General features: G+C 59.5%; 21 protein-coding genes and 4 tRNA genes. 15 read left to right on the top strand and 10 right to left on the bottom strand.

The window, feature by feature from the left end:
- Positions 1 to 132: 132 nt before the first annotated feature.
- The 3 genes from AC1DU9_RS09920 to AC1DU9_RS09930 all read right to left on the bottom strand — a co-directional run bounded on the left by AC1DU9_RS09920 (position 133) and on the right by AC1DU9_RS09930 (position 2,533).
- Positions 133 to 1,404, bottom strand: coding sequence for an OmpP1/FadL family transporter (locus tag AC1DU9_RS09920; protein WP_223463305.1), 1,272 nt, complete (start codon positions 1,402 to 1,404; stop codon positions 133 to 135).
- 146 nt (positions 1,405 to 1,550) lie between these two features.
- The gene (locus AC1DU9_RS09925) at positions 1,551 to 2,033 is read right to left on the bottom strand and encodes a hypothetical protein (protein WP_457266099.1); all 483 of its coding nucleotides are present in this window, start codon (positions 2,031 to 2,033) and stop codon (positions 1,551 to 1,553) included.
- Positions 2,034 to 2,308: 275 nt separating this feature from the next.
- Complete coding sequence (locus tag AC1DU9_RS09930) at positions 2,309 to 2,533, bottom strand: hypothetical protein (RefSeq protein WP_007898912.1); 225 nt, start codon at positions 2,531 to 2,533, stop codon at positions 2,309 to 2,311.
- Between the two features lie 1,004 nt (positions 2,534 to 3,537).
- Here AC1DU9_RS09930 and AC1DU9_RS09935 point away from each other — a divergent pair.
- Together AC1DU9_RS09935 and AC1DU9_RS09940 are read left to right on the top strand one after the other, a co-directional pair.
- A complete protein-coding gene (locus AC1DU9_RS09935; protein WP_223462150.1) occupies positions 3,538 to 3,861 on the top strand; it encodes an SEL1-like repeat protein in 324 nt (107 codons plus the stop codon).
- Between the two features lie 175 nt (positions 3,862 to 4,036).
- Complete coding sequence (locus AC1DU9_RS09940; protein ID WP_223462223.1) at positions 4,037 to 5,401, top strand: DNA recombination protein RmuC; 1,365 nt, start codon at positions 4,037 to 4,039, stop codon at positions 5,399 to 5,401.
- Positions 5,402 to 5,455: 54 nt separating this feature from the next.
- Here AC1DU9_RS09940 and AC1DU9_RS09945 read toward each other — a convergent pair whose 3' ends face one another.
- Together AC1DU9_RS09945 and AC1DU9_RS09950 are read right to left on the bottom strand one after the other, a co-directional pair.
- Entirely contained in the window at positions 5,456 to 8,926 is a 3,471-nt protein-coding gene (locus tag AC1DU9_RS09945; protein WP_477810074.1) for a hybrid sensor histidine kinase/response regulator, read from the bottom strand.
- 230 nt (positions 8,927 to 9,156) lie between these two features.
- Complete coding sequence (locus tag AC1DU9_RS09950) at positions 9,157 to 9,693, bottom strand: TetR/AcrR family transcriptional regulator (RefSeq protein WP_223462152.1); 537 nt, start codon at positions 9,691 to 9,693, stop codon at positions 9,157 to 9,159.
- A gap of 148 nt (positions 9,694 to 9,841) precedes the next feature.
- On the opposite strand from AC1DU9_RS09950, the gene AC1DU9_RS09955 reads away from it, so the two are divergent.
- The 4 genes from AC1DU9_RS09955 (at position 9,842) to AC1DU9_RS09970 (ending at position 14,620) form a co-directional block, all read left to right on the top strand.
- Entirely contained in the window at positions 9,842 to 11,032 is a 1,191-nt protein-coding gene (locus AC1DU9_RS09955; protein WP_223462153.1) for an MFS transporter, read from the top strand.
- Between the two features lie 48 nt (positions 11,033 to 11,080).
- The gene (locus AC1DU9_RS09960; RefSeq protein WP_223462154.1) at positions 11,081 to 11,392 is read left to right on the top strand and encodes a cupin domain-containing protein; all 312 of its coding nucleotides are present in this window, start codon (positions 11,081 to 11,083) and stop codon (positions 11,390 to 11,392) included.
- A 105-nt stretch (positions 11,393 to 11,497) separates the two neighbouring features.
- Complete coding sequence (locus AC1DU9_RS09965; RefSeq protein ID WP_223462155.1) at positions 11,498 to 12,649, top strand: TDT family transporter; 1,152 nt, start codon at positions 11,498 to 11,500, stop codon at positions 12,647 to 12,649.
- A 96-nt stretch (positions 12,650 to 12,745) separates the two neighbouring features.
- Positions 12,746 to 14,620 (top strand): MFS transporter, encoded by a 1,875-nt coding sequence (locus AC1DU9_RS09970; protein ID WP_223462156.1) that lies wholly within the window; start codon positions 12,746 to 12,748, stop codon positions 14,618 to 14,620.
- A gap of 111 nt (positions 14,621 to 14,731) precedes the next feature.
- Here AC1DU9_RS09970 and sugE read toward each other — a convergent pair whose 3' ends face one another.
- The 3 genes from sugE to rdgC form a co-directional block, all read right to left on the bottom strand.
- Positions 14,732 to 15,046, bottom strand: a complete 315-nt coding sequence (gene sugE, locus AC1DU9_RS09975; protein WP_007977599.1) for a quaternary ammonium compound efflux SMR transporter SugE — start codon at positions 15,044 to 15,046, stop codon at positions 14,732 to 14,734.
- Between the two features lie 118 nt (positions 15,047 to 15,164).
- Positions 15,165 to 16,130, bottom strand: coding sequence for a bile acid:sodium symporter family protein (locus AC1DU9_RS09980; protein WP_223462157.1), 966 nt, complete (start codon positions 16,128 to 16,130; stop codon positions 15,165 to 15,167).
- Between the two features lie 147 nt (positions 16,131 to 16,277).
- Complete coding sequence (rdgC, locus tag AC1DU9_RS09985) at positions 16,278 to 17,198, bottom strand: recombination-associated protein RdgC (protein WP_053156939.1); 921 nt, start codon at positions 17,196 to 17,198, stop codon at positions 16,278 to 16,280.
- 159 nt (positions 17,199 to 17,357) lie between these two features.
- On the opposite strand from rdgC, the gene AC1DU9_RS09990 reads away from it, so the two are divergent.
- From AC1DU9_RS09990 to AC1DU9_RS10005, 4 genes are all read left to right on the top strand, one after another.
- A tRNA-Val gene (locus AC1DU9_RS09990) sits at positions 17,358 to 17,433 on the top strand.
- A gap of 19 nt (positions 17,434 to 17,452) precedes the next feature.
- A tRNA-Asp gene (locus AC1DU9_RS09995) sits at positions 17,453 to 17,529 on the top strand.
- Positions 17,530 to 17,727: 198 nt separating this feature from the next.
- Positions 17,728 to 17,803 (top strand) — tRNA-Val (locus AC1DU9_RS10000).
- 15 nt (positions 17,804 to 17,818) lie between these two features.
- Positions 17,819 to 17,895, top strand: a tRNA-Asp gene (locus AC1DU9_RS10005).
- Positions 17,896 to 18,085: 190 nt separating this feature from the next.
- On the opposite strand, the gene AC1DU9_RS10010 is transcribed toward AC1DU9_RS10005, so the two are convergent.
- Together AC1DU9_RS10010 and AC1DU9_RS10015 are read right to left on the bottom strand one after the other, a co-directional pair.
- Positions 18,086 to 19,222, bottom strand: a complete 1,137-nt coding sequence (locus tag AC1DU9_RS10010; RefSeq protein ID WP_223462158.1) for a catalase family protein — start codon at positions 19,220 to 19,222, stop codon at positions 18,086 to 18,088.
- 28 nt (positions 19,223 to 19,250) lie between these two features.
- The gene (locus AC1DU9_RS10015; protein ID WP_477810075.1) at positions 19,251 to 21,053 is read right to left on the bottom strand and encodes a di-heme-cytochrome C peroxidase; all 1,803 of its coding nucleotides are present in this window, start codon (positions 21,051 to 21,053) and stop codon (positions 19,251 to 19,253) included.
- Between the two features lie 269 nt (positions 21,054 to 21,322).
- Between AC1DU9_RS10015 and AC1DU9_RS10020 the strand changes: the two genes are divergently transcribed.
- The 5 genes from AC1DU9_RS10020 (at position 21,323) to AC1DU9_RS10040 (ending at position 24,020) form a co-directional block, all read left to right on the top strand.
- Positions 21,323 to 22,039, top strand: coding sequence for an FKBP-type peptidyl-prolyl cis-trans isomerase (locus AC1DU9_RS10020; RefSeq protein ID WP_218431282.1), 717 nt, complete (start codon positions 21,323 to 21,325; stop codon positions 22,037 to 22,039).
- A 293-nt stretch (positions 22,040 to 22,332) separates the two neighbouring features.
- Positions 22,333 to 22,788 (top strand): YkvA family protein, encoded by a 456-nt coding sequence (locus AC1DU9_RS10025; RefSeq protein WP_223462160.1) that lies wholly within the window; start codon positions 22,333 to 22,335, stop codon positions 22,786 to 22,788.
- A gap of 114 nt (positions 22,789 to 22,902) precedes the next feature.
- Positions 22,903 to 23,244: a helix-turn-helix domain-containing protein gene (locus AC1DU9_RS10030; protein WP_116261856.1), complete on the top strand. Its 342-nt coding sequence runs from the start codon at positions 22,903 to 22,905 to the stop codon at positions 23,242 to 23,244.
- Positions 23,241 to 23,612, top strand: a complete 372-nt coding sequence (locus AC1DU9_RS10035) for a hypothetical protein (RefSeq protein ID WP_007898892.1) — start codon at positions 23,241 to 23,243, stop codon at positions 23,610 to 23,612. Before AC1DU9_RS10030 ends, AC1DU9_RS10035 begins: the two co-directional genes overlap by 4 nt.
- Positions 23,613 to 24,020 carry an SEL1-like repeat protein gene (locus AC1DU9_RS10040; protein WP_223462162.1) on the top strand — a complete coding sequence of 136 codons (408 nt, stop codon included), beginning with the start codon at positions 23,613 to 23,615 and terminating at the stop codon, positions 24,018 to 24,020.
- Positions 24,021 to 24,083 lie beyond the last annotated feature (63 nt).

Consider the following 24,083-nt stretch of genomic DNA (forward strand, 5'->3'; position numbering starts at 1 on the left):
GAGACGCCTTGAGGTTTTCGCGAGCATTCGAGCGTCGACCGGTTGTTCCTACAAATGAAAAGCCCCGCTTCCATGAGGAGAGCGGGGCTTTTTTGATTCCGATGGCGAGCGGTTCAGGCTCGCCGGGAATCATCAGAAGCGGTAGGTCGCACCGACACCGAAACCGTTGGCGCTGTTTTCGTACTTGGCGCTGTAACTGTCTACCAGGTTGGAGCGATCCACCTTGACAGCTTCTTCCTTCAGGTAGGAGTAGGCGACGTCGATGGTCAGATCATCGGTGACGTTGTAGCCGGCGCCAAGGCTGAAGATTGTGCGGTCACCTGTAGGAATACGTGGGGATCGGTCGGTATTGTTGGTAGGCGACTGGTCAAAGCTCAGGCCGGTGCGCAATACCCACTGCTTATTCAGCTGGTAGGAGGTACCGATGGCGTAGGCCCAGGTATTGTGCCAGTTCTGCTCTTCCGTAATGGTGCCGAACAGGGCCGGAGACAATGCACCGCCTTGTGCCGCCGTTACGCCGTCGTTGTTGACGGTGATGTCTTTCAAACGGCTCCAGCGAGTCCAGGTGGAACCTGCATAAAGGGTCCACGCATCCGTCAGCTGTTGTGTCACGGAGAAGTCGACAGATTCAGGTGTTTCGATTTTCAGCGAAGCATCGTATCGATTGCTTTTCAGGAAGGCGGAAGGTGAATTTGCGCCTGCGCTGATATCGGTATGACCTTCAATCTTGTATTTCACTTTCGAGTGATAGGTCAGGCCGACACGAGTGGTGTCTGTTGCTTGTACCAGGACCCCGAAGTTGTAGCCAAGAGCGACATCATCCCCTTTGATTTTGACGTGGGTATCGCCAAAAAGAGGTACATCCGACTCCAGAGTGCCGCCAATGCGGTTGATGGTCGGGCCGAAACCAATCGATACTTTGTCGTTAAAGGCGTAGCTGACGGTAGGCTGGAAGGTGACAACCTTGACTTCACTCTTGCTGCCGAAACCGGCACCCTGGAAGCCATTTTCATAGTCGGTAATCAGACCAAAAGGTGCGTAGACACCGAGGCCGAATGCCCAGTGATCATCAATCGGCTTGACGTAATAGCCCATCGGAACGGCTGTGAATGGCACCATGTCGCCTTTGTTGGTACCCGGGTGGGCGCCTTGGGCGTCTTTGATATCAGACGAGGCATCGATAGCTGCGATCCCGCCAGTGACTTCCTGGCGCTTGATTCGCGACATGCCGGCAGGGTTGCCAAAAACAGTGCTTGCATCATCGGCAGATGAAGAGCGTCCCGCAAAACCAGTCCCCATTCCACTGATGCTCTGTTCGTTGAGGGCAAAGCCACTCGCGAAGATCTGGGTGGATGCGATGGCAACGGCGAGGCTAATGGTGGTTTTGAGCATTACTTTTTTCATTATTAGAATTCCTGATGATCACCGGGGCGAAAACTACCAACATTTTCGTCCCGGCGCCATAGGCTGTATCGCTTGATTTAGAGCGGTTTTGTAGGACAATCCGACCAAAATCGCGGCATGTTTCGCGATCTTTGGATCCAAGTGTGTCAGCAGGCGACCTGATTCAGGGGTGAAACACAGGTTTGCCAGGCGCTGGTGAAATCACGCAGACGTCCCTGGGGCTGAAAGGTCTGGCGCCAGATTCTGGCCATACCCAACAAATCATCAGGGGCGGGGAGGGGGGGATTCTGTTCTTCCACCAGCAGCCAGGCGATGGCTGTGGCGTAACGCAGGTTGACGGTCAATTCGAGGTGCGGGCCACTCAGAAACGCATGCTGGCTGGCCAGGCCACGGACCAGGCTTGCACGCTCCGGATCAAGGGCCAGGTAATGGTCCCAAAGGGCCTGGTGGCGGGGCTCGGCAATGCGGTACAGGCCGTGCCCACGGCGGTCATGCAGGGCGGAACCAAGGGCGGACTGGCTGGCGGCAATGCCCAGCAGCAAGGATTCGGCAGTAGCGCTATGGCGTCCGAGGTAGATCAATGTCGGACGAATCACATAACGGCACAGTTCGCTGGCGGCGATACCCATAAAACCCTCGAAACCTGAATTGGACGGCGATACCTGAAAGGGGCCTTGGCAGCTGTGAATCGACTCAGGCTCGCCGCAAGCGGGTCAAGCCGCTTGAGTTGAAGTGTAGTGTCATATTCGCGCTGTAAAGGCCTGTTTTTAAAATATTTCCAGCGAGCAGTTATAACCGTTATATCGGATCGTGCTTAGTCATGGTGCGAGGAAAGGGAAACATTGGGCAATAAAAAGCCCTGCTTTTCGGGCAGGGCTTTCGGGTTTTCAGCCTTTCTGGCGTTTCAGGCAACCAGTGCCTGACGGGTACGCTCGATCACGGCCTGCAGCGGCTCGGCGCTGGAGTATTGATCGGGGTACAGGCGTTCGCTGTGACGGGCGATGCCGTGTTCGTTGACCAGGGTGAAGCTGAAGCAGCCTTTGCGAGCGGCCATGATCAGGCAGTTCATTGGTGCAAAAGCGTTGGTTAGGGTGCGAATGGCATCCTGAGTGTGGATTTGAGTGGACATAATTGGTGTTCCTACAAGCGACACGGATAAGAGCCGTGCAAAGTTAAAACGTTCCAGTGACGACGACCACCATTGGTCGAACGAAGAACCCGACTGGAACAAAGCAGCCAGTTTGAAGCGCTGACAAATTGGCGCGCTTGGGCTGGCAGGTAGGTACTTAGGAGGGCAGGCAACACATCAAGGGCAAAGGTTCTGGGCCCGGGGTGAAGATCCTGATCAATTTGCAGGTTGGTTCGAGCAGAGTAAGCAGGCGGAGCAACACCCTTTGCTTTCGATTCAAAGGTTGTGTCGGCGCAAGATTTACCTGGAAACCATCGAGGTGGTCGATCCCGCTTGCTCGGTGGAGGCTTCCTTTGGGAAGGCTGACCGGGGGATTTGTTCGACCAGAATTGACTTTCAGCTTGGTACTAACGCCGCGGATACTAACGGATTGAACTGGCCAAGGGAAGTGTGTTAGCAAAAAAATTTCCCGGCAGGTGCCCGATCGGGCTGTTTTGCCCTGTAGCCAAGCGTATGAAGCTGCGCTGCCTGCGATTGATATGCCCCGTAGCAGAACAATATCCGACCATCGGTTGTCGAGGTTAGTAGCAACGCAGCTGTCTAAACGCCGGGTTTGCCAAGGCTTATCCCCAGGCATGACCAAAAAACGCTCCGAAAAAGTGCATGGATATAACCGTCGCAAAGGGACTTGTGCACATTAGTTGCGCGGTCTGTCACCCCGCTGTCATCCCATGTTCAAGCGCAATGGCTGCCTGTAACCAAAATTTAAGTCAATGAAAAACATCGCTTTTTTTAACTGGTGAAAAAATCGTCAGTTTGACTGCGAGCCCCATTCCACAGGGCTTTGAGCGGGTTCAGGCGCGGTTGTCCACTGAGTTATCCACAGCTTCTGTGGATTGTCCCGAGCGCTTGCTCTAGGACGGGTGTGCCGGGATATTTTCAGCTTTACCTGTAAGAAAAAGAGAGTAAAGTTGCGCGCCTTCCGATCTGCCCCACAGTGCTTTATGAAGTTTCGCTCAGCGTCTGTTTCCTCTTCCTCCACACAACCCACTATTGCCCCTACCAAGCGCTTTTCCATGCGCGTGGCGGAGTGGCTGTTGGACAGTCCGCATCTGGGCGAAAACCGTAACGTCAAACACATCGCCGGACGGCTGCTCAAGCAGCCGGCCCGTGAAGGCGTGGTGGCTGCACAAAGCCGTCTTGGCCAATTGATGTGCCGGGAATGCGGGAATGCCCGGGACCGCCGGATCGGTCAGGACCTGCTGCGTCAGGCCGCCCGGGCAGGCGATCGCCGCGCTCAACAGGAACTGGGGCTGATCGAAGACTGAGCTGTCCAAGACCAGACGCCTTGGTTAACCTTCAGGTTTTATCCGATTGGCAGGAGTGGCTATGGCAATGGATTTGACCAGCGTATTGCTGGGTCTGGCAGCGGCTGCGTTACCGTTGCTGGTATTGGCCTGGCAACTTCAGCGTCGGGCCAGCACCACGCAGGCAGACGTTGCACTGCTGCAAGAGCGCCTGGCCATGGCGCAACTGGCGCAGGACGGATTGAACGCACAGCTCGAATCCAGCCGCGACGAAATCGCTGACCTGACCCAGGCCAACGCCGCCAAACAGGCGGATCTGGCGGCGCTGCGTCGTGAAGTCGAACTGCTGCAGATCGAGCGCGACGACGCCCGGGACGCCGCCCATGCGTGGAATATCGAGCGTGCCGGCAAGGAAGCCGAATTGCGCCGTCTGGATGCCCAGGCCGCTTCGCTCAACGCCGAATTGCGCGAGCAACAGGACAGTCATCAGCAACGCCTCAACGACCTGCAAGGTTCGCGGGACGAGTTGCGCGCGCAGTTTGCCGAGCTGGCGGGGAAAATTTTCGATGAGCGCGAGCAGCGTTTTGCCGAAACCAGTCAGCAGCGCCTGGGGCAGTTGCTTGATCCGTTGAAAGAGCGCATCCAGTCCTTCGAAAAACGTGTCGAGGAAAGCTATCAGAATGAGGCTCGTGAGCGGTTCTCCCTGGCCAAGGAGCTGGAGCGACTGCAACAGCTGAATTTGCGCCTGAGCGATGAAGCCACCAACCTGACCCGCGCCTTGAAAGGGCAAAAGACCCAGGGCAATTGGGGTGAACTGATTCTTGAGCGCGTGCTCGAGCATGCGGGACTGGAGAAGGGCCGCGAGTACCAGACGCAGGTCAATCTCAAGGGACCGGACGGCGAGCGCTTTCAGCCGGACGTGATCATTTATCTGCCGGGCGACAAGCAGGTGGTGGTCGACTCCAAGGTCAGCCTGACGGCCTATCAGCAATACGTGGCGGCTGAGGACGAGGCCATCGGCCAGATCGCCATCAAGCAGCACGTGCTGTCGTTGCGCAATCACGTCAAAGGCTTGGCCGGCAAGGATTACAAGCGTCTCGATGGCTTGCACAGCCTGGATTTCGTATTGCTCTTCGTACCGATCGAGGCGGCGTTTTCTGCCGCGTTGCAGGCTGAGCCGACGCTGTTTCAGGAGGCATTCGACCGCAACATCGTGATCGTCAGCCCCACCACGTTGCTGGCGACCCTGCGTGTCATCGACAGCCTGTGGAAACAGGAGCGCCAGAGCCAGAATGCCCGGGAGATCGCCGAGCGGGCCGGGTGGCTGTATGACAAGTTCGTACTGTTCATTCAGGATCTGGACGAGGTCGGCAATCGCCTGCAGCAACTGGACAAGGCCTACAGTTCGGCGCGCAACAAGCTGACAGAAGGGCGTGGCAACCTGGTCAGTCGCAGTGAACAACTCAAGCTGCTGGGCGCACGGGCCAGCAAGAGCCTGCCGGCGGACTTGCTGGAGCGGGCGATGACGGATGTCGATGGGTTGGTCGAGTTGCCGGAGTAGCCCCGGGCGACTGCTGATTATTGTGGCGAGGGGGCAAAGTGTTAGCTTGCCTCGTTACAGCGGCAAATACCGACTCAACAACGCCCGCAACGCCGCCGGTTTCACCGGTTTTGCCAGGTAATCCAGCCCCGCGGCATGCACCTGGTCGACCGTCTCCGGCCGGCCATCGGCGCTGATCACCACCCCGGGAACCGGCTCGCCCATTTGCGTGCGCAACCAGGCCATCAAATCGGTTCCGGTCTCGCCATGATCGAGGTGGTAATCCACCAACGCCAATTGCGGGCGCATGCCTTCGCCAAGCAATGCGGCACATTCCTCGCGATTGCGTGCGGTCCAGACCTGGCAACCCCAGCGGCTGAGCAGACTGTTCATGCCGATCAGGATGCTGTCCTCGTTGTCGATGCACAGCACCTGCGCCCCATTGAGCAATTTGCCATTGAGCTCGGCGACTTTGACCGGCGCTGCGGTTTGCGCCCGGGCCAGCGGCACGCTGACGCTGAACACGCTACCGCGTCCCGGCCAGGAGCGTACGCGCAAGGTATGACCGAGCACGCGACATAGCCCGTCGGCAATCGCCAGCCCCAGGCCGAGACCTTTTTCGGCCCGTGTCTGGTGGCTGTCGAGGCGCTTGAACTCTTCGAAAATCACCTGCTGTTTGTCTTCCGGAATGCCCGGTCCACGGTCCCAGACTTCCAGGCTCAATCCTTCCTTGTGCCGACGAACCCCCAACAACACCGGCCCTTTGCCGTAGCGGAAAGCGTTGGTCAGGAAGTTCTGCAAAATCCGTCGCAGCAATTTGATGTCGCTGTCGACCCGCAGCGCACTGCCGCGAACGCGGAACTCCAGTTTTTGTTCGCGCGCCAGCGCCTTGAACTCGGTACCAAGGGTATCGAACAGTTCGTTGAGTGCGAATGGCTGGCGATTCGGATTGATCTTGCCGTTCTCCAGGCGGGAAATGTCCAGCAGGTCGCTGATCAAGTCCTCGGCCGAGCGCAGTGAGCTGTCCAGGTGCTCGACCAGTTTCTGCGCCTCGCCCGACAAACCATCTTCCTGATGGGAGAGGGCGGCGGAGAACAGCCGCGCCGCATTCAGCGGCTGCATCAGGTCATGGCTGACAGCCGCGAGGAAACGGGTCTTCGACTGGTTGGCCGCCTCGGCGGTGCCTTTGGCTTCGGTCAGGGCAACGTTGAGCTGCGACAATTCGTGGGTGCGTTCGGTGACCCGTTGCTCCAGGCCTTCGTTGGCTTCGGTCAGCGCCTGCTCGGCTTCGCGGAACGCGGTGATGTCGGTGAAGCTCATGACGAAGCCGCCGCCCGGCATCGGGTTGCCGATCAGCTCGATCACCCGGCCGTTGGGGAACAGTCGTTCGGAAGTATGTGCGCGGCCCTGACGCATCCAGTGCAGGCGACGGGCGACATGCACTTCGGCCTCGCCGGGTCCGCACAATCCACGCTCGGCATTGTGACGGATGATGTCGGCAATCGGCCGGCCGACTCTGATCAGGCCATCCGGGTAGTTGAACAAATCCAGATAGCGACGGTTCCAGGCCACCAGTTTCAGCGACTGGTCGACCACGCTGATGCCCTGGGTGATGTTTTCGATGGCGCCTTGCAGCAAGGCACGGTTGAATTGCAGCACCTCCGAGGCTTCGTCGGCGATGCGCACGACGTCCTCCAGTTGCATCTCCCGGCCTTCAATGGCCGCCTTTACCACCGCGCGGGTCGAGGAGGCTCCGAGCACACCGGCCAGCAAGCGTTCGGTGTGGGCGATCCATTCACTGTCGGCGTTCTGGTTCGGGTTGAAACCTTTGCCCTGGCGATAGGCAAAACGGATGAAGCTTTGCCGGGCGCGTTCTTCGCCGACGAAGCGCGCCGCCAATTGCAGCAAGTCGTCGATCTGCACCGCCAGCATCGAGCGTGCGCTGGGGCGGGCACTGATTTCCTGGCCGATGAAGCGGCCCGCCTGCCAATGCTCGGAAACCCGGGTACGGGACAACACCGAGACCCAGGCGAACAGTGTGAAGTTGCCTGCCAGCGACAGCACCACGCCTTGGGTCAACGGAGTGATCGGCAGGTTCAGTGGATTGCTGTGCAACCAGGCCAGGCCCGGGAAGGTGCTCAAGGACAGGCCGAGGCTGAGGGCGGCAATCGGCAGGATCAAGGTGTAGAACCAAAGGAAGGTGCCTGCGGCGAGGCCGGCGAAAACGCCGCGGCGGTTGGCCTGTTTCCAGTACAGCGCACCGAGCATGGCGGGGGCCAGTTGGGTCACGGCGGCGAAGGCGATCTGGCCGATGGTCGCCAGGCTGGCGGTCGAGCCCAGCAGGCGATAACTGACGTAGGCCAGCAGCAGAATGACCACGATGCTGACACGTCGCACCGACAGCATCCACTGGCGGAACACTTCGAACGGGCGCTCGGCGTTGTTGCGCCGCAGCAGCCACGGCAACAGCATGTCGTTGGACACCATGGTCGACAGCGCCACGCTGGCCACGATCACCATGCCGGTGGCCGCCGATGCGCCACCGATAAATGCCAACAGGGCCAGCGCCGGGTGCGCCTGGGCCAGGGGCAGGCTGATGACGAACGAGTCTGGCAACACCGAGCTGGGCAGCAGCATCTGGCCGGCCAGTGCGATCGGCACGACAAACAATGCCGCGAGGGCGAGGTAGGCCGGGAATACCCACTTGGCCAGGCGCAGATCCTGGGGCTCGATGTTCTCGACAACGGTCACGTGAAACTGCCGCGGCAGGCAAATGATCGCCATCATCGCCACACCGGTCTGCACCACCATCGACGGCCAGTTGATGGTTTCCTTCCAGTACTGTTCCAGCCGCGGCGCAAGCATGGCCTGGTCGAACAGGTCGTCGAAACCGTCGTACAGGCCGTAGGTCACGAAGGCGCCGACGGCGAGAAACGCGAATAATTTCACCAATGACTCGAAGGCAATGGCCAGCACCATGCCGCGGTGGTGCTCCGTGGCGTCGAGGTTGCGGGTACCGAAGACGATGGTGAACAGCGCCAGCACGAGCGACACGATCAGCGCGGTGTCCTGGGCACGGGTGCCCATGGCGTCGGCGCCGGCACCGATCAGCAGGTTCACGCCGAGCACGATGCCTTTGAGCTGCAGCGCGATGTAGGGCAGCACACCGACCATGCAAATCAGCGCCACTACCACCGCCAGCGACTGGGATTTGCCATAGCGCGCGGCGATGAAGTCGGCGATCGAGGTGATGTTCTCCTGCTTGCTGATCATCACCATTTTTTGCAGGACCCACGGCGCCCCGACCAGCAACAGGATCGGCCCCAGGTAGATCGGCAGGAACGACCAGAGTTGTTCGGCGGCCTGGCCCACGGAGCCAAAGAAAGTCCAGCTGGTGCAATAGACCGCCAGCGACAGACTGTACACCCAGGCACGCACTCGCGGCGGCAAGGGCGCGCTGCGACGGTCGCCATAGAAGGCGATGGCGAACATGATGGCCATATAGGCCAGGGCGACGGCGGCGATCAGCCCGGTGGACAGCGACATGGGGGCTCCAGACAAAAGACATCCGGGACTTGCGCCCGGACAGACAGTCTCGCACGACCGCCAGCGTTAGTCAGTGTCGACCAAGGTCGTGGCGTGGCGGGGTGTCGCAGGTGACTTTTCAGTGTCTGGACTGGCCCCATCGTCGGAACGCCGCCCGGACCAAGCTCGCTCCCACATTTGCCCTGTGTTCGCCGACCCTTGTGGGAGCGAGCTTGCTCGCGATGGGGGCCTCACTGACTGAATGCGATCTCGATCAACCGATGCAACTCTTCAACCTCAAGCGGCGCCTCGGAAAACAGAATGCGAAACACCGTCGGCGCGGCGATCAGATTGATCAGCCGATCGACACTGGGCTTGGGCTGATCCGGATAGCGATCCAGAATCGTCTGCAGTTGCCCGCCAATGATTGTCGCGCAATAACTCGGCTTCAACGCTGCCTGCACGTCGCACAGCATGTTGCGGCCGGGTTCGGAGCTCATCTCGTCCAGGTACTGCTCGGCCCAGGCGCGCACGTCGCCGTGAAGGCTGCCGGTATTGGCCGGCTCGTTGTCGGGCTGCATGCGGGCGAGGGCGACGTCGGCCAGCAGCGCCGACACATCGCCCCAGCGTCGATAGATGGTGGACGGGGTGACACCCGCGCGCGCCGCAATTTGTGGCACCGTCACGCTGGCGCGGTCCTGCTCCTCAAGGAGTTGGCGCACGGCCGAATGAATCGACTCTTGTACCCGGGCGCTACGGCCGCCGGGGCGTAAAGTGGGAGCTGTCATCTTGTGTTTCCTGTATTGCACCGGGTCTTGCGGCTGGCATCCGGTCCTGAAAGCCATGTATCGGACCTTAACACAAAGAATTTGCTTTAAGAGGGATCCAGTAGCACACTCCGCAAAAGCAAAAAATTAGCTTTTGCGGAGTGTGTCCATGCCCGATTCTCCTTCAAATCGTGCCAGCCTGTGGTTTCTGGCAATAACCTTACTCAGTTTTCTGGCGGCTTCCACCGCGCCGACGCCGCTGTATCACCTGTATCAGGAGCAGATGCAGTTTTCGGCAGCGACCTTGACCCTGATTTTCGGCGTCTACGCCCTCAGCCTGTTGGCAGCGTTGCTGACGGTCGGCTCGCTGTCGGATTACCTGGGGCGCAAACCGGTGATTTTTACGGCGGTGCTGCTGAACATCCTGGCGATGTTGCTGTTTATCTACGCCGACAGCGTTGCGTGGCTGATCAGTGCCCGTGTGCTGCAAGGGTTTGCCACCGGCATGGCGACTGCCGTGTTGAGTGCAACCTTGCTGGACACCGATCGCCAACAAGGCCCGCTGGTCAATAGCGTCGCACCCTTGCTCGGCATGGCTCTGGGTGGAATGGGCTGCGGTTTGCTGGCCGAGTTTGCGCCGGCGCCGTTGCACCTGACCTATTGGCTGCTACTTGCTCTGTTCGCGATGCAGGCCGTATTTGTCTGGCGTTTGCCGGAGAGCGTCACGCGCCAGTCCGGGGCTTGGGCATCATTGCGGCCCACCCTGCATGTGCCGGTCCAGGCGCGCGCGACGTTATGGCGGGTGTTGCCGCTCAACACGGCGACTTGGGCGCTCGGCGGTTTTTACGCGTCGCTGGCACCTTCATTGGTGCGCACGGCGACGGGTTCAACGTCGAACCTGATTGGCGGGGCGACCGTCGCCGCATTGACGGTGACCGGTGCCCTGATGATTTACACCTTGCGCAATCAGGCGGCGACCAAGGCACTGCAACTGGGCGCCAGTTCGTTGCCGGCGGGAGTCGCCCTGATTCTACTGGGCGTGCACAGTGCCAGTTTGCCGCTGTTTTTCCTCGGCACGCTGGTCGCCGGTTGTGGCTTCGGCGCCGGTTTCCTCGGGGCGGTGCGCAGTCTGGTGCCGCTGGCCTTGCCCCATGAGCGCGCCGGGTTGATGTCGGCGTATTACGTGCTGAGTTATCTGGCGTTCTGCCTGCCGGCGCTGCTGGCCGGGAACCTGGCGCGGACCTTTGGTCTGGTGGCAACCACCGATGGTTATGGTGCGGTGCTGATGGTGCTGGCCTTCATTGCAATGGCGGGTTTACTGCGGTCGCGTTCGGCCAGGGTTTGCGAGGCCAACCGGTAAAATTGAGTTAGCCTTGGCACCCACTCAGCTCACTCGAAGGATCGGACCATGAAGATCATCCGCAGCAAATCGTTTACCGGCGAGCGTGCCTGGGCCGCGCTGGATATCGCCAATATGAACGGCATCACCACGCGGCTGCACTGGACCGATCAACCCTACAAGTGGCATGTCAACGATGGCGAGGAAGTGTTCGTGGTGCTCGATGGGCAAGTGCGGATGCGTTATCGCGAAGAGGGTTTAGAGCGGGAAGCTTTGCTGGAGGTCGGTGACATTTTTTATGCCTCGGTAGGCACTGAACATGTGGCGCATCCGGTAGGACCTGCCCGGATATTGGTGATCGAATCGGAAGGGAGTGTCTGACGCTATATAAGTGATATCGATAAGATATAGAGATATTACCCGTTATATCGATATTCGATTCGGATCTAACATGGGCTCTACCTCACAAGAGGACAGGAGTTCGCCATGACATGCGCCAATAGCATCAAGCCCGGAATCAAACCGTTCAGTCACTTGCAGCATCCCCGCGAGGTGATCCGCCAGTTCACCCCTAACTGGTTCGCGGCCACCATGGGCACCGGCGTGCTGGCGTTGGCACTGGCGCAATTGCCGGTCGCCATGCCCGCCTTGCACAACTTTGCCGAAGCTCTCTGGCTGTTCAACATCGCCCTGTTTCTGCTGTTTACGGCGGTATACACGGCGCGTTGGGTGCTGTTTTTCGACGAGGCGCGACGGATTTTCGGCCACTCAACGGTTTCGATGTTTTTCGGCACCATCCCCATGGGCCTGGCGACCATCATCAATGGCTTCCTGGTGTTCGGCCTGCCGCGCTGGGGTGAAGGTGTGATTCACGTCGCCGAGGTGCTGTGGTGGCTGGATGTGGCCATGTCGCTGGCCTGCGGTGTGCTGATTCCCTACATGATGTTCACCCGTCAGGAGCACAGCATCGACCAGATGACCGCCGTCTGGCTGTTGCCGGTGGTCGCGGCAGAAGTCGCCGCCGCCAGCGGTGGTTTGCTGGCGCCGCACCTGGCCGACGCCCACTCGCAACTGGTGGTGCTGGTGACCAGCTATGTACTCTGGGCCTTTTCCCTGCCGGTGGCCTTCAGCATCCTGACCATTCTGTTGCTGCGCATGGCCCTGCATAAACTGCCCCACGAAAACATGGCCGCCTCGAGCTGGCTGGCCCTTGGCCCGATCGGCACTGGTGCGCTGGGTATGCTGGTACTGGGCGGCGATGCGCCGCTGATTTTCGCCGCCAACGGTATGCCGGGAGTCGGTGAGATCGCTGCAGGACTGGGTCTGGTGGCCGGCATCACCTTGTGGGGCTTCGGCCTGTGGTGGATGCTGATGGCGTTGCTGATCACTGTGCGCTACCTGCGTGCCGGCATTCCATTCAATCTTGGCTGGTGGGGCTTCACCTTCCCGTTGGGCGTCTATTCTCTGGCGACGTTGAAGCTGGCCAGTACCTTGAACCTGACGTTCTTCAGTGTGTTCGGCTGTGTGCTGGTGGCGTTGCTGGCGGTGATGTGGCTGATCGTCGGCAAGCGCACGGTGCTGGGCGCCTGGCGTGGCGAGCTGTTTGTCTCGCCGTGTATTGCCGGATTGAAGAAATAACCGGCAAAAGTTAGGTAAGGTGTGGCCTGGATCGACTTGTGATAATCCAATAAGAATCCAGGCCACTCGCTACCTAACATCAGGGACACATGGAAGATGAGTCACCCCTCACAGTTCACCTTGCTGCGCACCCGGCGCTTCCTGCCGTTCTTCATCACCCAGTCCCTCGGGGCGTTCAACGACAACGTGTTCAAGCAGTCGTTGATCCTCGCAATCTTGTACAAGTTGACCATCGAAGGTGACCGCTCGATCTGGGTCAACCTGTGTGCGCTGCTATTTATCCTGCCGTTTTTCCTGTTCTCGGCCCTGGCCGGGCAATTCGGGGAAAAGTTCGCCAAGGACGCGTTGATCCGCCTGATCAAGCTTGGGGAAATCGCCATCATGGCGGTCGGCGCCGTCGGCTTCATGTTCGATCACCTGTCGTTGATGCTGGTGGCGCTGTTCGCCATGGGCACCCACTCGGCGCTGTTCGGGCCGGTGAAATATTCGATCCTGCCGCAAGCCCTGCATGAAGACGAGCTGGTAGGCGGCAATGGCCTGGTGGAAATGGGCACCTTCCTGGCGATCCTCGCCGGCACCATTGGCGCCGGGATCATGATGTCTTCGGCGCATTACGCGCCTGTGGTGTCCATGGCGATCATCGGCACTGCCGTGCTCGGCTACCTGGCCAGTCGCAGCATTCCCCGGGCAGCGGCCGCCACGCCACAAATGCGCCTGAACTGGAACATTTTCAGCCAGTCCTGGGCCACGTTGAAACTAGGCCTTGGGCAAACGCCGGCGGTATCACGCTCGATTGTCGGCAACTCGTGGTTCTGGTTTGTCGGGGCGATTTATCTGACGCAGATCCCGGCCTATGCCAAGGAGTGGATGCACGGCGACGAAACCGTGGTGACGCTGATTCTGACGGTGTTCTCGGTCGGCATCGCGTTGGGGTCGATGCTGTGTGAGAAATTGTCCGGGCGTAAAGTCGAAATTGGGCTGGTGCCGTTCGGATCGTTCGGCCTGACCGTTTTCGGCCTGCTGTTGTGGTGGCATTCCGGCGCAATACCGGACAGCGCCGCCGGCCATGGCTGGATCGAAATCCTCGGTTTCGGTCACGCCTGGCTGGTACTGCTCGACATCCTCGGCCTGGGCGTTTTCGGTGGTTTCTACATCGTGCCGCTGTACGCACTGATCCAGTCACGTACGGCGGAAAACGAACGGGCGCGGGTGATTGCCGCCAACAACATCCTCAATGCGTTGTTCATGGTGGTGTCGGCGATTGTCTCGATCGTCTTGCTGAGCGTGGCCAAACTGTCGATCCCGCAGCTGTTCCTGGTTGTGTCGTTGCTGAACATCGGCGTCAACGCCTACATCTTCAAGATCGTCCCCGAGTTCACCATGCGTTTCATGATCTGGCTGCTCAGCCATTCCATGTACCGCGTCGAGCATCGCAATCTGGATCTGATCCCCGATGAAGGCGCGGCGTTGCTGGTGTGCAATCACGTGTCATTCGTCGACGCCTTGCTGATTGGCGGCGCGGTACGTCGGCCGATTCGCTTCGTGATGTATTACAAGATCTACAACCTGCCGGTGCTGAACTTCATCTTCCGTACCGCAGGGACGATTCCTATCGCGGGGCGTCATGAAGACATCCAGATCTACGAAAAGGCCTTCACGCGCATTGCCCGGTATCTGAAGGACGGTGAGCTGGTGTGCATCTTCCCCGAGGGTAAATTGACCGCCGATGGCGAAATGAATGAGTTCAAGGGCGGCTTGACGCGGATTCTCGAAGAAACACCGGTGCCGGTGATTCCATTGGCCTTGCAGGGGTTGTGGGGGAGTTTCTTCAGCCGCGATCCGGGTAAGGGACTGTTTCATCGCCTGTGGTCGCGGGTGACGTTGGTGGCAGGGCCGGCGGTGGCGGTTGAAGTGGCGGAGCCGGCGAAGTTGCAGGCGATGGTGGGGGAGTTGCGCGGGGCTGTTAGATAATGGTTGTTTGAACAGGCCTCATCGCGAGCAAGCTCGCTCCCACATTGGAATGCAATCAACTGTGGGAGCGACGGTGCGACGATTCGACTTGCTCGCGATGGCGGCAGAGGCCTAAGCGCTGACCTTGAGCCCAACCAATCCGCTAATGATCAACGCCACACTCGCCAACCGCACCAGCGCCATGGACTCGCCAAACAGGATGATCCCGGCGATCACCGTGCCCACGGCGCCGACACCGGTCCAGATCGCATAGGCCGTACCCAGCGGCAATTCCTTCATGGCAAGGCCGAGCAAGCCAAGGCTGATAGCCATGGCAGCGACGGTCAACACAGTGGGGAGCGGGCGGGTGAAACCGTCGGTGTACTTGAGGCCGACGGCCCAGCCCACTTCGAACAGGCCGGCGAAAAACAGAATGATCCAGGACATGAAGACCTCCATCGTCTGACGGGGTCGTCCCCTGATTAATGACTCGATCGAGCCGCGAGGTCGTCCTCGCGATGGGCAATAGAGTGCCCAGCATTAACCCGGGGATCAAGTTTTTGAATCAGTCAGTCGCCTGCTGTGCAGCCATTTCCCGATCCTGTTTCTCGCTCATGCGACGGAAATAGGTGGAAAGCAATGCCCCGGAAATGTTGTGCCAGACACTGAACAATGCACTTGGCACTGCCGCCAGCGGCGAGAAGTGTGCACTCGCCAACGCGGCACCCAACCCGGAGTTCTGCATGCCGACTTCCAGGGCCAGGGACTTGCGCTGGGCCAGAGGCAGCTTGAACAGGCGCCCGGTGAAGTAACCCAGCAGGTAACCAAAGCTGTTGTGCAGCATGACCACGGCCATGATCAGCAAGCCGGACTCGGCAATCTTCGCCTGGCTGGCGGCCACCACTGCCGTGACGATGAGCACGATGCTGAGCACCGACACCAGCGGCAACACGTCCACCGCATGCCGAACCTTGTCGCCGAGTACCCGTTGGGCAACCACGCCCAGCACGATCGGCAACAGCACCACTTGCAGGATCGACCAGAACAACTCCATGAACGACACCGGCAACCAGGCCGAGGCCAGCAGCCAGATCAGGGCTGGGGTCAGCAGCGGGGCGAGGAGGGTGGTGACGGCGGCGATGGCTACCGACAGCGCCAGGTCGCCACGGGCCAGCCAGGTCATCACGTTCGACGAGGTGCCGCTTGGGCAGCAGCCGACCAGAATCACGCCGACAGCGATTTCCGGTGGCAAGTGGAATGCCTGGCAGAGCAACCACGCCACGCCAGGCATGATCACGAAATGCGCGACCACGCCCAGGGCCACGCGCCATGGATGGCGTGCGACTTCGGCGAAGTCTTCGAGTTTGAGGGTCAGGCCCATGCCGAACATCACCAGCCCCAGCAAGGGTACGATGGCGCCCTTGAGGCCGAGGAACCATGCCGGCTGCAGAAACGCCATGACAGCGAAAATCAATACCCAGTAAGCGAAGGTGTTGCCGACAAAACGACTCAATGCAGCCAGTGCGCGCATGGCCTGATCCTTGTTATTAAGTAGCACCACAAAACCAATGTAGGAGCGAGCCTGCTCGCGATTGCGGACTGACATTCAACAATGATGCTGACTGACATCCCGCTATCGCGAGCAGGCTCGCTCCTACAATTTGGACATCGCCAGGGTTTAGATCCCCTGCGGAGTCTCTTCGCCACCCAGCGCTTCAACCAGCGCCGGCAGGAAGTCGCCGAAGGTCAGCATCATCAGGGTGAAGCTGGCATCCAGTTGGCCCAGGGCTTCGTCGCCTCCGTCCTGTTCCGCCTGGTCTTGCAGCAGGTCTTCGAACTTGAGGCGCTTGACCACCATTTTGTCGTCGAGGACGAACGACAGTTTGTCCTGCCAGGCCAGGGACAGTTGGGTGACCACTTTGCCGGTGCTCAAGTGCAGCTGGATTTCTTCGCTGGTCAGGTCCTGACGCTTGCAACGCACAATGCCGCCGTCTTCGTGGGTGTCGCGCAGTTCGCACTCGTCCAGTACAAAGAAATCGTCCGCGGCTTTCTGCGTGGTGACCCACTCGGTCATGGTTGCGGTCGGGGACATCTTCACGGTCAGTGGACGCACCGGCAGGGTGCCGATCACTTCGCGCAAGGTCGACAGCAAGTCTTCGGCGCGTTTCGGGCTGGCCGAGTTGACCAGGATCAGGCCCTGTTTCGGCGCGATGGCGGCGAAGGTCGACGAGCGGCGGATAAAGGCGCGGGGCAGGAAGGCCTGGATGATTTCATCCTTGATCTGATCGCGCTCCTTCTTATAGACCTTGCGCATTTGCTCGGCTTCGATCTCTTCGACCTTTTCCTTGACCGCGTCACGCACGACGCTGCCCGGCAAAATACGTTCTTCCTTGCGCGCGGACACCAGCAGGAAGTCACCGCTGACATGCACCAGCGGCGCATCTTCGCCTTTGCCGAATGGCGCGACGAAACCGTAGGTGGTCAACTCCTGGCTTGCACATGGGCGCGCCTGTTTGGTGGCCAGTGCAGTTTCCAACGCCTCGGCATCAACAGGCAGATCTTGGGTCAGGCGATAGATAAGCAGGTTTTTGAACCACATGGGGCGAGTCTCTCCTTTATACAAAGGGGGGCATTATTGTCTTCGCCGTGCCATAGGCCAACCTTTCTCTAAGCCTTTGGAAGGCCTCGGAAAATTATTTTAAAAAGTGCTTGCCAGAGGTTGGGTCGCTCCGTAGAATGCGCGCCACACCGAAGCGAAGGGTGATTAGCTCAGCTGGGAGAGCGTCTGCCTTACAAGCAGAATGTCGGCGGTTCGATCCCGTCATCACCCACCATTCGTTTTCAGTGTTACGCGCAGCGGTAGTTCAGTCGGTTAGAATACCGGCCTGTCACGCCGGGGGTCGCGGGTTCGAGTCCCGTCCGCTGCGCCATATTCGGTAACCTGGAACACTGAACGCCAGGTCACCACGGAAAAGCCCGCTTAGGCGGGCTTTTTTCTGCCTCAAGTTTGACTGTTGTTCCTGTGGGTTGCGTCGTTTCACCGGTTTTTAGATTTTTTGAAAAAAACTTCAAATAAATCAACACTTTATAAAAACCTGTGGCATAATGTGCCCCGCAACGAAGGTAAAGGGTGATTAGCTCAGCTGGGAGAGCGTCTGCCTTACAAGCAGAATGTCGGCGGTTCGATCCCGTCATCACCCACCACTTTCAACGCTACGCGCAGCGGTAGTTCAGTCGGTTAGAATACCGGCCTGTCACGCCGGGGGTCGCGGGTTCGAGTCCCGTCCGCTGCGCCATATTCGGTAATCTGGAACACTGAACGCCAGATCGCCACAGAAAGCCCGCCTTGTGCGGGCTTTTTGCTGTCCTGGATTTGGCTTTCCTCGCTCTCTGTAGGAGCGAGCTGGCTCGCGAAGGTCGTGAACGATAACGCGTAAATTCAGATACCCCGCGGCGCCCATGGTTTCTTCGCGAGCAAGCTCGCTCCTACAGTCCGGCATTGCGCCTGTGCCGGTAGTCGCTGACCGCTTCATACACGGCCTTGCGCAGGCGGTTGATCCCGCCGATGGGGCGGTGCGCCTCGACGCCAAACCAGGGATTGAACGACTGGTTGTCGCATTGCAGGTTCAGCGCCGGTGTATCGAAGTCCTGCGCCGGAACCTTGATTCGCGCCACGGTCTCGAAGGGCGCATCGCTTTCGCGCCACTCAATGCTGGTGTCTTCGATCGGCATGTACTTGTTGGCGTCCTGTCGCTGGATTTGCAAGGCGAAACACGCCGGCACTCGGTCGGTCGACAGCTGTTGGTTCAGCGCATTGCGCAGAAAGTTCGGCAGCTTGCGATTTTGTTCCGGCAGGCTGTAGGCCGGGCAACTGTCTGGATCGGGTGCGACCCGGAACTTCGCATTGGCTTCACCGAATTTGTAGGGCGAAACCGAAAAGTATGTCGTCCGGGTTGGGCTTGGCGGGGCAGGGGCCAGTGTCGCCAGGGCAATGAACAGATGGCGAACCTGCCAGGCACGTGGATCCCGGCCGGGGAAGAAAGCCATCATCTTTTCACCGTCGGCTTGAGCGGCGACGTTCTGACGGTATTCGGCGACATTGCTCACAAAGAAGTTCGGGTGGCTGAACATCACAAAGTCCTGTTCGCCTCGCCCCTGCTGTTCGCTCAACAGTTGTTTGCCTGGAACATCGAACAGTTTGATCGCCATGCCCCGGGCGTCGCGGATGCTGTCGAACTGCGGGTAGGCATTGCCGTTGGACAGGCGCATCGTCGCTTGCCAGGTTTTGCCCGGCTCGCTGAATACGCCCTGGCGCAGCTCGCTTGGCAGTTCCGGCAGCACCTGGACTTCGGCCTTCACACAGCCGTGGGCCTTGGCATGGGCGTCCCGCAGGTAGCGGGTGCTTTCGCGGTGCTGATCGACGATGCGCACGGCGGTCTGGATGATGTCCTGGGTCATCGCGGCTTCGTTGTCCGCAATCAACTCCTGCGCCGAGACCGGCCCGCGATGCTGCCAGGCAAACCAGGCGCTGGCCAGGGCCCAGCCAAGCACGCCGAGACCCAGCAACCACAGCGACAGCTTGCCGAGGAAGGCGCCCAGGCGCAGCCAGAGTGTTGTCAGCATGAGAAAGTCCTTTTGGCTGAGACTGTGGTCATGGCAATTGCGCTTCCAGCGGGCCGCCCAACACTTTCAGGTATTCCAGCAGTGCCCGGCGTTCCTGCGGCTGCAGCCCGCGGCCGATCACGCCATTGCCGAGATTGCCGGCACGGAATTCATGACCGCTGTTGTGGTTGCCGGTGATTTGCGTGTCGAACAGAAAAGCGTTGTTGAAGGCTTCGGTGCGATATCCCAGATGCTGTGGGTCGTATTCGAAAGAGCCTTTGTAGAACGTGGTCACACGCTCATCCTGAGGCGACAGCAATTGATAAATGCTCGGTACCGAACCGTTGTGCAGAAACGGTGCTGTCGCCCATACCCCCGCCAATGGCCTGGCCTTGTAGGAACGCAATTCGCGCACGCCGATCGGCAGGCCGAAACCGTCCATTTCAGCACGCTCGGCAGGGGTGACATTGGCGTCTTGATACGCTCGGTCCTGGACATAGGCGGTGACATAGGCCAACCCCTTGGCCACGGACATTTTGCTCAGGTCCATTGGTTCGGTGGGTTTTGGCTCCACATCAAGTTTTTCCAGCTCCGCCTGATTCCATTGCAGCGCAGTCAGGTCGAAGCGGTGGTCGGCGATGTTGTTGGCTGCGCCGGGGTCTGTGCCAATGTAATCCACCGGGATCATTTTCAGGTGCTGAACGTATCGCCCGTCGCCCTGGGTGGTGTGCGGTACATGACAACCCGCGCAGTTTTCGGCGAACAAGGCGCGCCCCCTTGCTGCCAGAGGTTTGTCGACCGCGCCCAACAGATCTTCCGGCCAGGCAGGAGGCTTGAGTCGTTGCAGGGTCTGTTCGATCAGGTGCAGGTCGCGCACACGGACACTGGAGGGATAGCGGGCGTCGCCCATCAGTGGCTGGTCGTTCTTGTCGAAGAAGTTCAGCGTGGCGCCGACACCCAACGCTTCGCCGATGTTGCGCGCCATCGGTTGTTTCGCCGAGCCGTTCCACTGCACCCATTCGAACGTCCACATATCCCACAACTGCGGATAATCGACCGGGGCATTGGCCACACGGTAGTTGTCGGGGGAGATCGCATCACCGAAGCTGGCGTTGGCAATGCGCCCGAAGGCGTCTGTGCGCCCCGGGCCTTCCTCGGTCGGATAGAGCCCGCGATGGGTGTCGTTCCAGGCCACCTTGAGGAACGTATCGAGTGAGGACTTGAATTCTTTGCGCAACTGTTGGTGGCGGGCGTCGTAGTCCTGGCCCAGCACGTTGCGTGCGAAACGTTCGAACTTCCAAGGGTTGTAGTAAGTCGAGGCCAGGCTGGCTACCAGTGCTTGTCCGAAACTGCCCCCTTTGAGTGTAGGAACACTGGACGGCAGGACGTGCTGCGCCGAGCCGCCGTCGATACGCACGGCTTGACCCTTGAAGCGCAGTTCACCGGTGTGGCAGGCCGCGCAGGTGACATCCAGAAACACATCCGGGCTCCCCGTATTCTGGTGCCGGGTAAAGCCTGCCGGGAGGTTGCCGGGGTTATTCGGAGTCGGTTTCTGGCCGGGGTCCACCAGGAAACCGAAGCGGGCGAGGTACTCGGGGGCGGCGAAGCGTTGCTGCGAGAAGGGCAGTTCAAGGGCGGTGAACCAGTCATAGCGCAAGCCTTTGACCTGAGTGCCCTGGGGTGTGAAGTAATAAGTCTCTCGATCGGCGGCGCTCCATTGCTCCAGGTAATGCACCTGTCGTGGAGGTGACCAGGCCGGCAATTTCGGGTTGGCGACGTAGTAAAGAACCACGGCCAAGACCAGCCCGAGAAGTACTGCGATGAGAACCAGTAAGCGAAAGAAGAGGTGCAAGATAAACGTCCTTGTCGAATGATCATGCCGTTATGCCCGAGTACCCAAGGTGCGGCAAGAGGCCATTACGCCATATGTTGCAGGTTCAGGAATCAGTCTGCGTCGGAACAAGATGAAAGAAGCTTCATCGGCCGAATGGTGAAATGCGTTTAAACACCTGAACTTATCAAGCGTTTCCGGTTCTCATGCCGGTAGCCATTGGTCGTGGCGGCCTGATAAGCTCGCGGCTTTACTCGATTGCCCTTTAGGCGCATGAACAAGGAAATAGCATGAAACAGCATCGGTTGGCGGCGGCGGTGGCCCTGGTTGGCCTGGTACTCGCGGGTTGTGATTCGCAGACCAGCGTAGAGCTGAAAACTCCGGCGCAAAAAGCTTCCTACGGCATTGGCCTGAACATGGGCAAGAGCCTGGCTCAGGAAGGCATGGATGACCTGGATTCCAAAGCTGTAGCCCAGGGCATCGAAGACGCCGTCGGCAAGAAAGAGCAGAAGCTCAAGGATGAAGAACTGGTTGAGGCGTTCGCCGCACTGCAAAAGCGTGCCGAAGAACGCATGGCCAAGATGAGCGAAGAGTCGGCCGCTGCCGGCAAGAAATTCCTCGAAGAAAACGCCAAGAAAGCCGGCGTGACCACCACCGCTTCGGGCTTGCAGTACGAAGTCGTGCAGAAAGCCGATGGCCCTCAGCCAAAGCCGACTGACGTAGTGACCGTTCACTACACCGGCAAGCTGACCAACGGCACCGTATTCGACAGTTCCGTCGAGCGCGGCAGCCCGATCGATCTGCCGGTCAGCGGTGTGATCCCGGGTTGGGTCGAAGGCCTGCAACTGATGCACGTTGGCGAGAAGTACAAACTGTACATCCCTGCTGACCTGGCATACGGCGCTCAAAGCCCGAGCCCGGCGATTCCGGCCAACTCGGTGCTGGTATTCGACCTGGAACTGCTGGCCATCAAGGATCCGGCAAAAGAAGACGACGCAGCCAAGTAATCGGCGCCTGCTTCGATAACAACGCCTCGCTCATGCGGGGCGTTGTTGCATCTGGCGTTTGGCACGGGTAAACAAAACGAACAGACGCTCCAGGCCGGAGTCTCAGGCATAGTAGGCGTTGGCGTTAGATGCACAAGTCCGCCAAGTCAATGAAATTATAGGTTTTTTTTGATGGGTAAAAAACGCCCGATCTGAACGCAGGCCTTGTAAAACGGGGCTTACAGCGATGAAAAGCAGCTCTGTTCACAAGGTTATCCACAATTTGTGTGGATAACATTTCAACGGGAGGAATCATGAAAGCACCCTGGAATTTCGCTCGTTTCCTGCCGCTGGCCGGACGCCTGCTGGCACGTGGCCGATTGCCGGCCCTGTTGTTCGCAGTCGCCAGCAAGGGAGCGAGCCAAGGCAACCGACTGGGCAAACTCAAAGATGATTTGAAGCTGTTGCAGGCACTCTGCCTGGCCTACTGGCGTGGTGAGTATCGCGCCATCAGCCCCAAGGCGCTGGTTTCGGTCGTCGCGGGCCTGATGTACTTCCTCAGCCCGGTGGATGCGATCCCGGATTTCATTCCGGTGTTCGGCATGCTCGATGACATCGCGGTATTGGCGTGGCTTATGAAAGTGCTCGACGACGAACTCAATGCCTTCCGCGCCTGGCGCAAACGGCAGGTGCCGGAGAAGCTCGCGGTGGTTGAGCGCCTGCCTGATACCCCCGAGCAACTGCAACTTCAAGGCCCGAAAAAACACTGAGTCGATTTTGACCTGTTCACAGATTGATGCCCCCCGCGACCTTGGCCGCTGTTAGGATTACACTTCTAGGGAAAAGTGCCGACTCGCTAAGTGTTGTTGTCCTACGGGGTAGTCATGGATATTCAGATAATTACACGCGAAGGCGAGCCCGAATATGCGGTTCTGCCATGGGCTCAGTATCAGGCGTTACTGAAAGCAGCAGGCATCAAGGAGCAAGCGTCGCCTGAAGCCACGAAGCTTCAGGCGGCAACACCAGACGCGATTCTTCCGGGTCTGGATCAACTACGCAGTTTGCGCGAAGGAAAGGGCATCGCCATCGAGGCGCTGGCCCGCACGGTAGGCATCAGCCCGTCTTACCTGGCCATGATCGAAAGTGGCGAGCGTCTGCCCGACGCCGCGATTCGTCGCAGCCTGGCCTGGGAATTGACGGTGCCGGGGTGGAGGGATGAATCGTGAGCGTACGCATCAGTCGTCAACATTGGGACGGATTGCTGGGCGAACTGGATCAGGCGCGTCGTCAGCGCCATCTCCTGACTTATCGGGCATTACTGGAACGTTTGCAGTTGCCGACCCCGGCCATGCAAACCCTGACAGCGGCCCTTGAGCATCTGGCGGCCCTGGACGCCAGGGCGGAGCAGCCATTGCGCAGTTCACTGGTGATCAGTCAGGGGGCCAGCCGCTTGCCGCGCACCGGATTCTTTGAATGTGTCGAGCGTCTCGGGCGTTTTTCCGGGCCGTCGGACGGTGTCGCCGCCGCGTCCTGGCATGCTTCGGAAGTGGTGCGGGTGTTCGAGTACGAATACCCGGAATCGGCCGAGGCCTGAGTGTTTTTGCGACTCAAGGCGCGAGCCGGATACTGGCTCGCGCGCCAGTTGTTTCACTGGTCGTGGTTTGTCCGTCAGCCACGTGGCTGGCGCTGGCTCGAAGGCCAGTTCGCACGCATGGCCAACCTGGGCGATGTCGGCGCCCAGAGCTTCTATGGGCACATCCTGACGTTTCGCGGCGTCGGCCTCGGTGCTCGTGAGGAGGGCGTGCGTTTGTTGCGCCTGGCGGCGTTGGCGGGCGATGGCAAGGCGGCGTATCAAGTGGGTGTGATCAGTCTGGCCGGGACGGCGAGCAAGGCTCCGGACCCGGTTGAAGCAGTGCGGTTCTGGGGGATCGCCGCCAAGGCCGGGCATCCATTGGCACAGATCAAGTTGCAAGAGCTGGCGTCTCGCGAGTCGGACCTATAACCCCAGGCTGCCCGGTGATGGCTGTGATGTGATCGATGTGATCGGGCGGTGGTTGTGGGCGGG

The organism is Pseudomonas sp. P4_C1 (assembly GCF_056402155.1).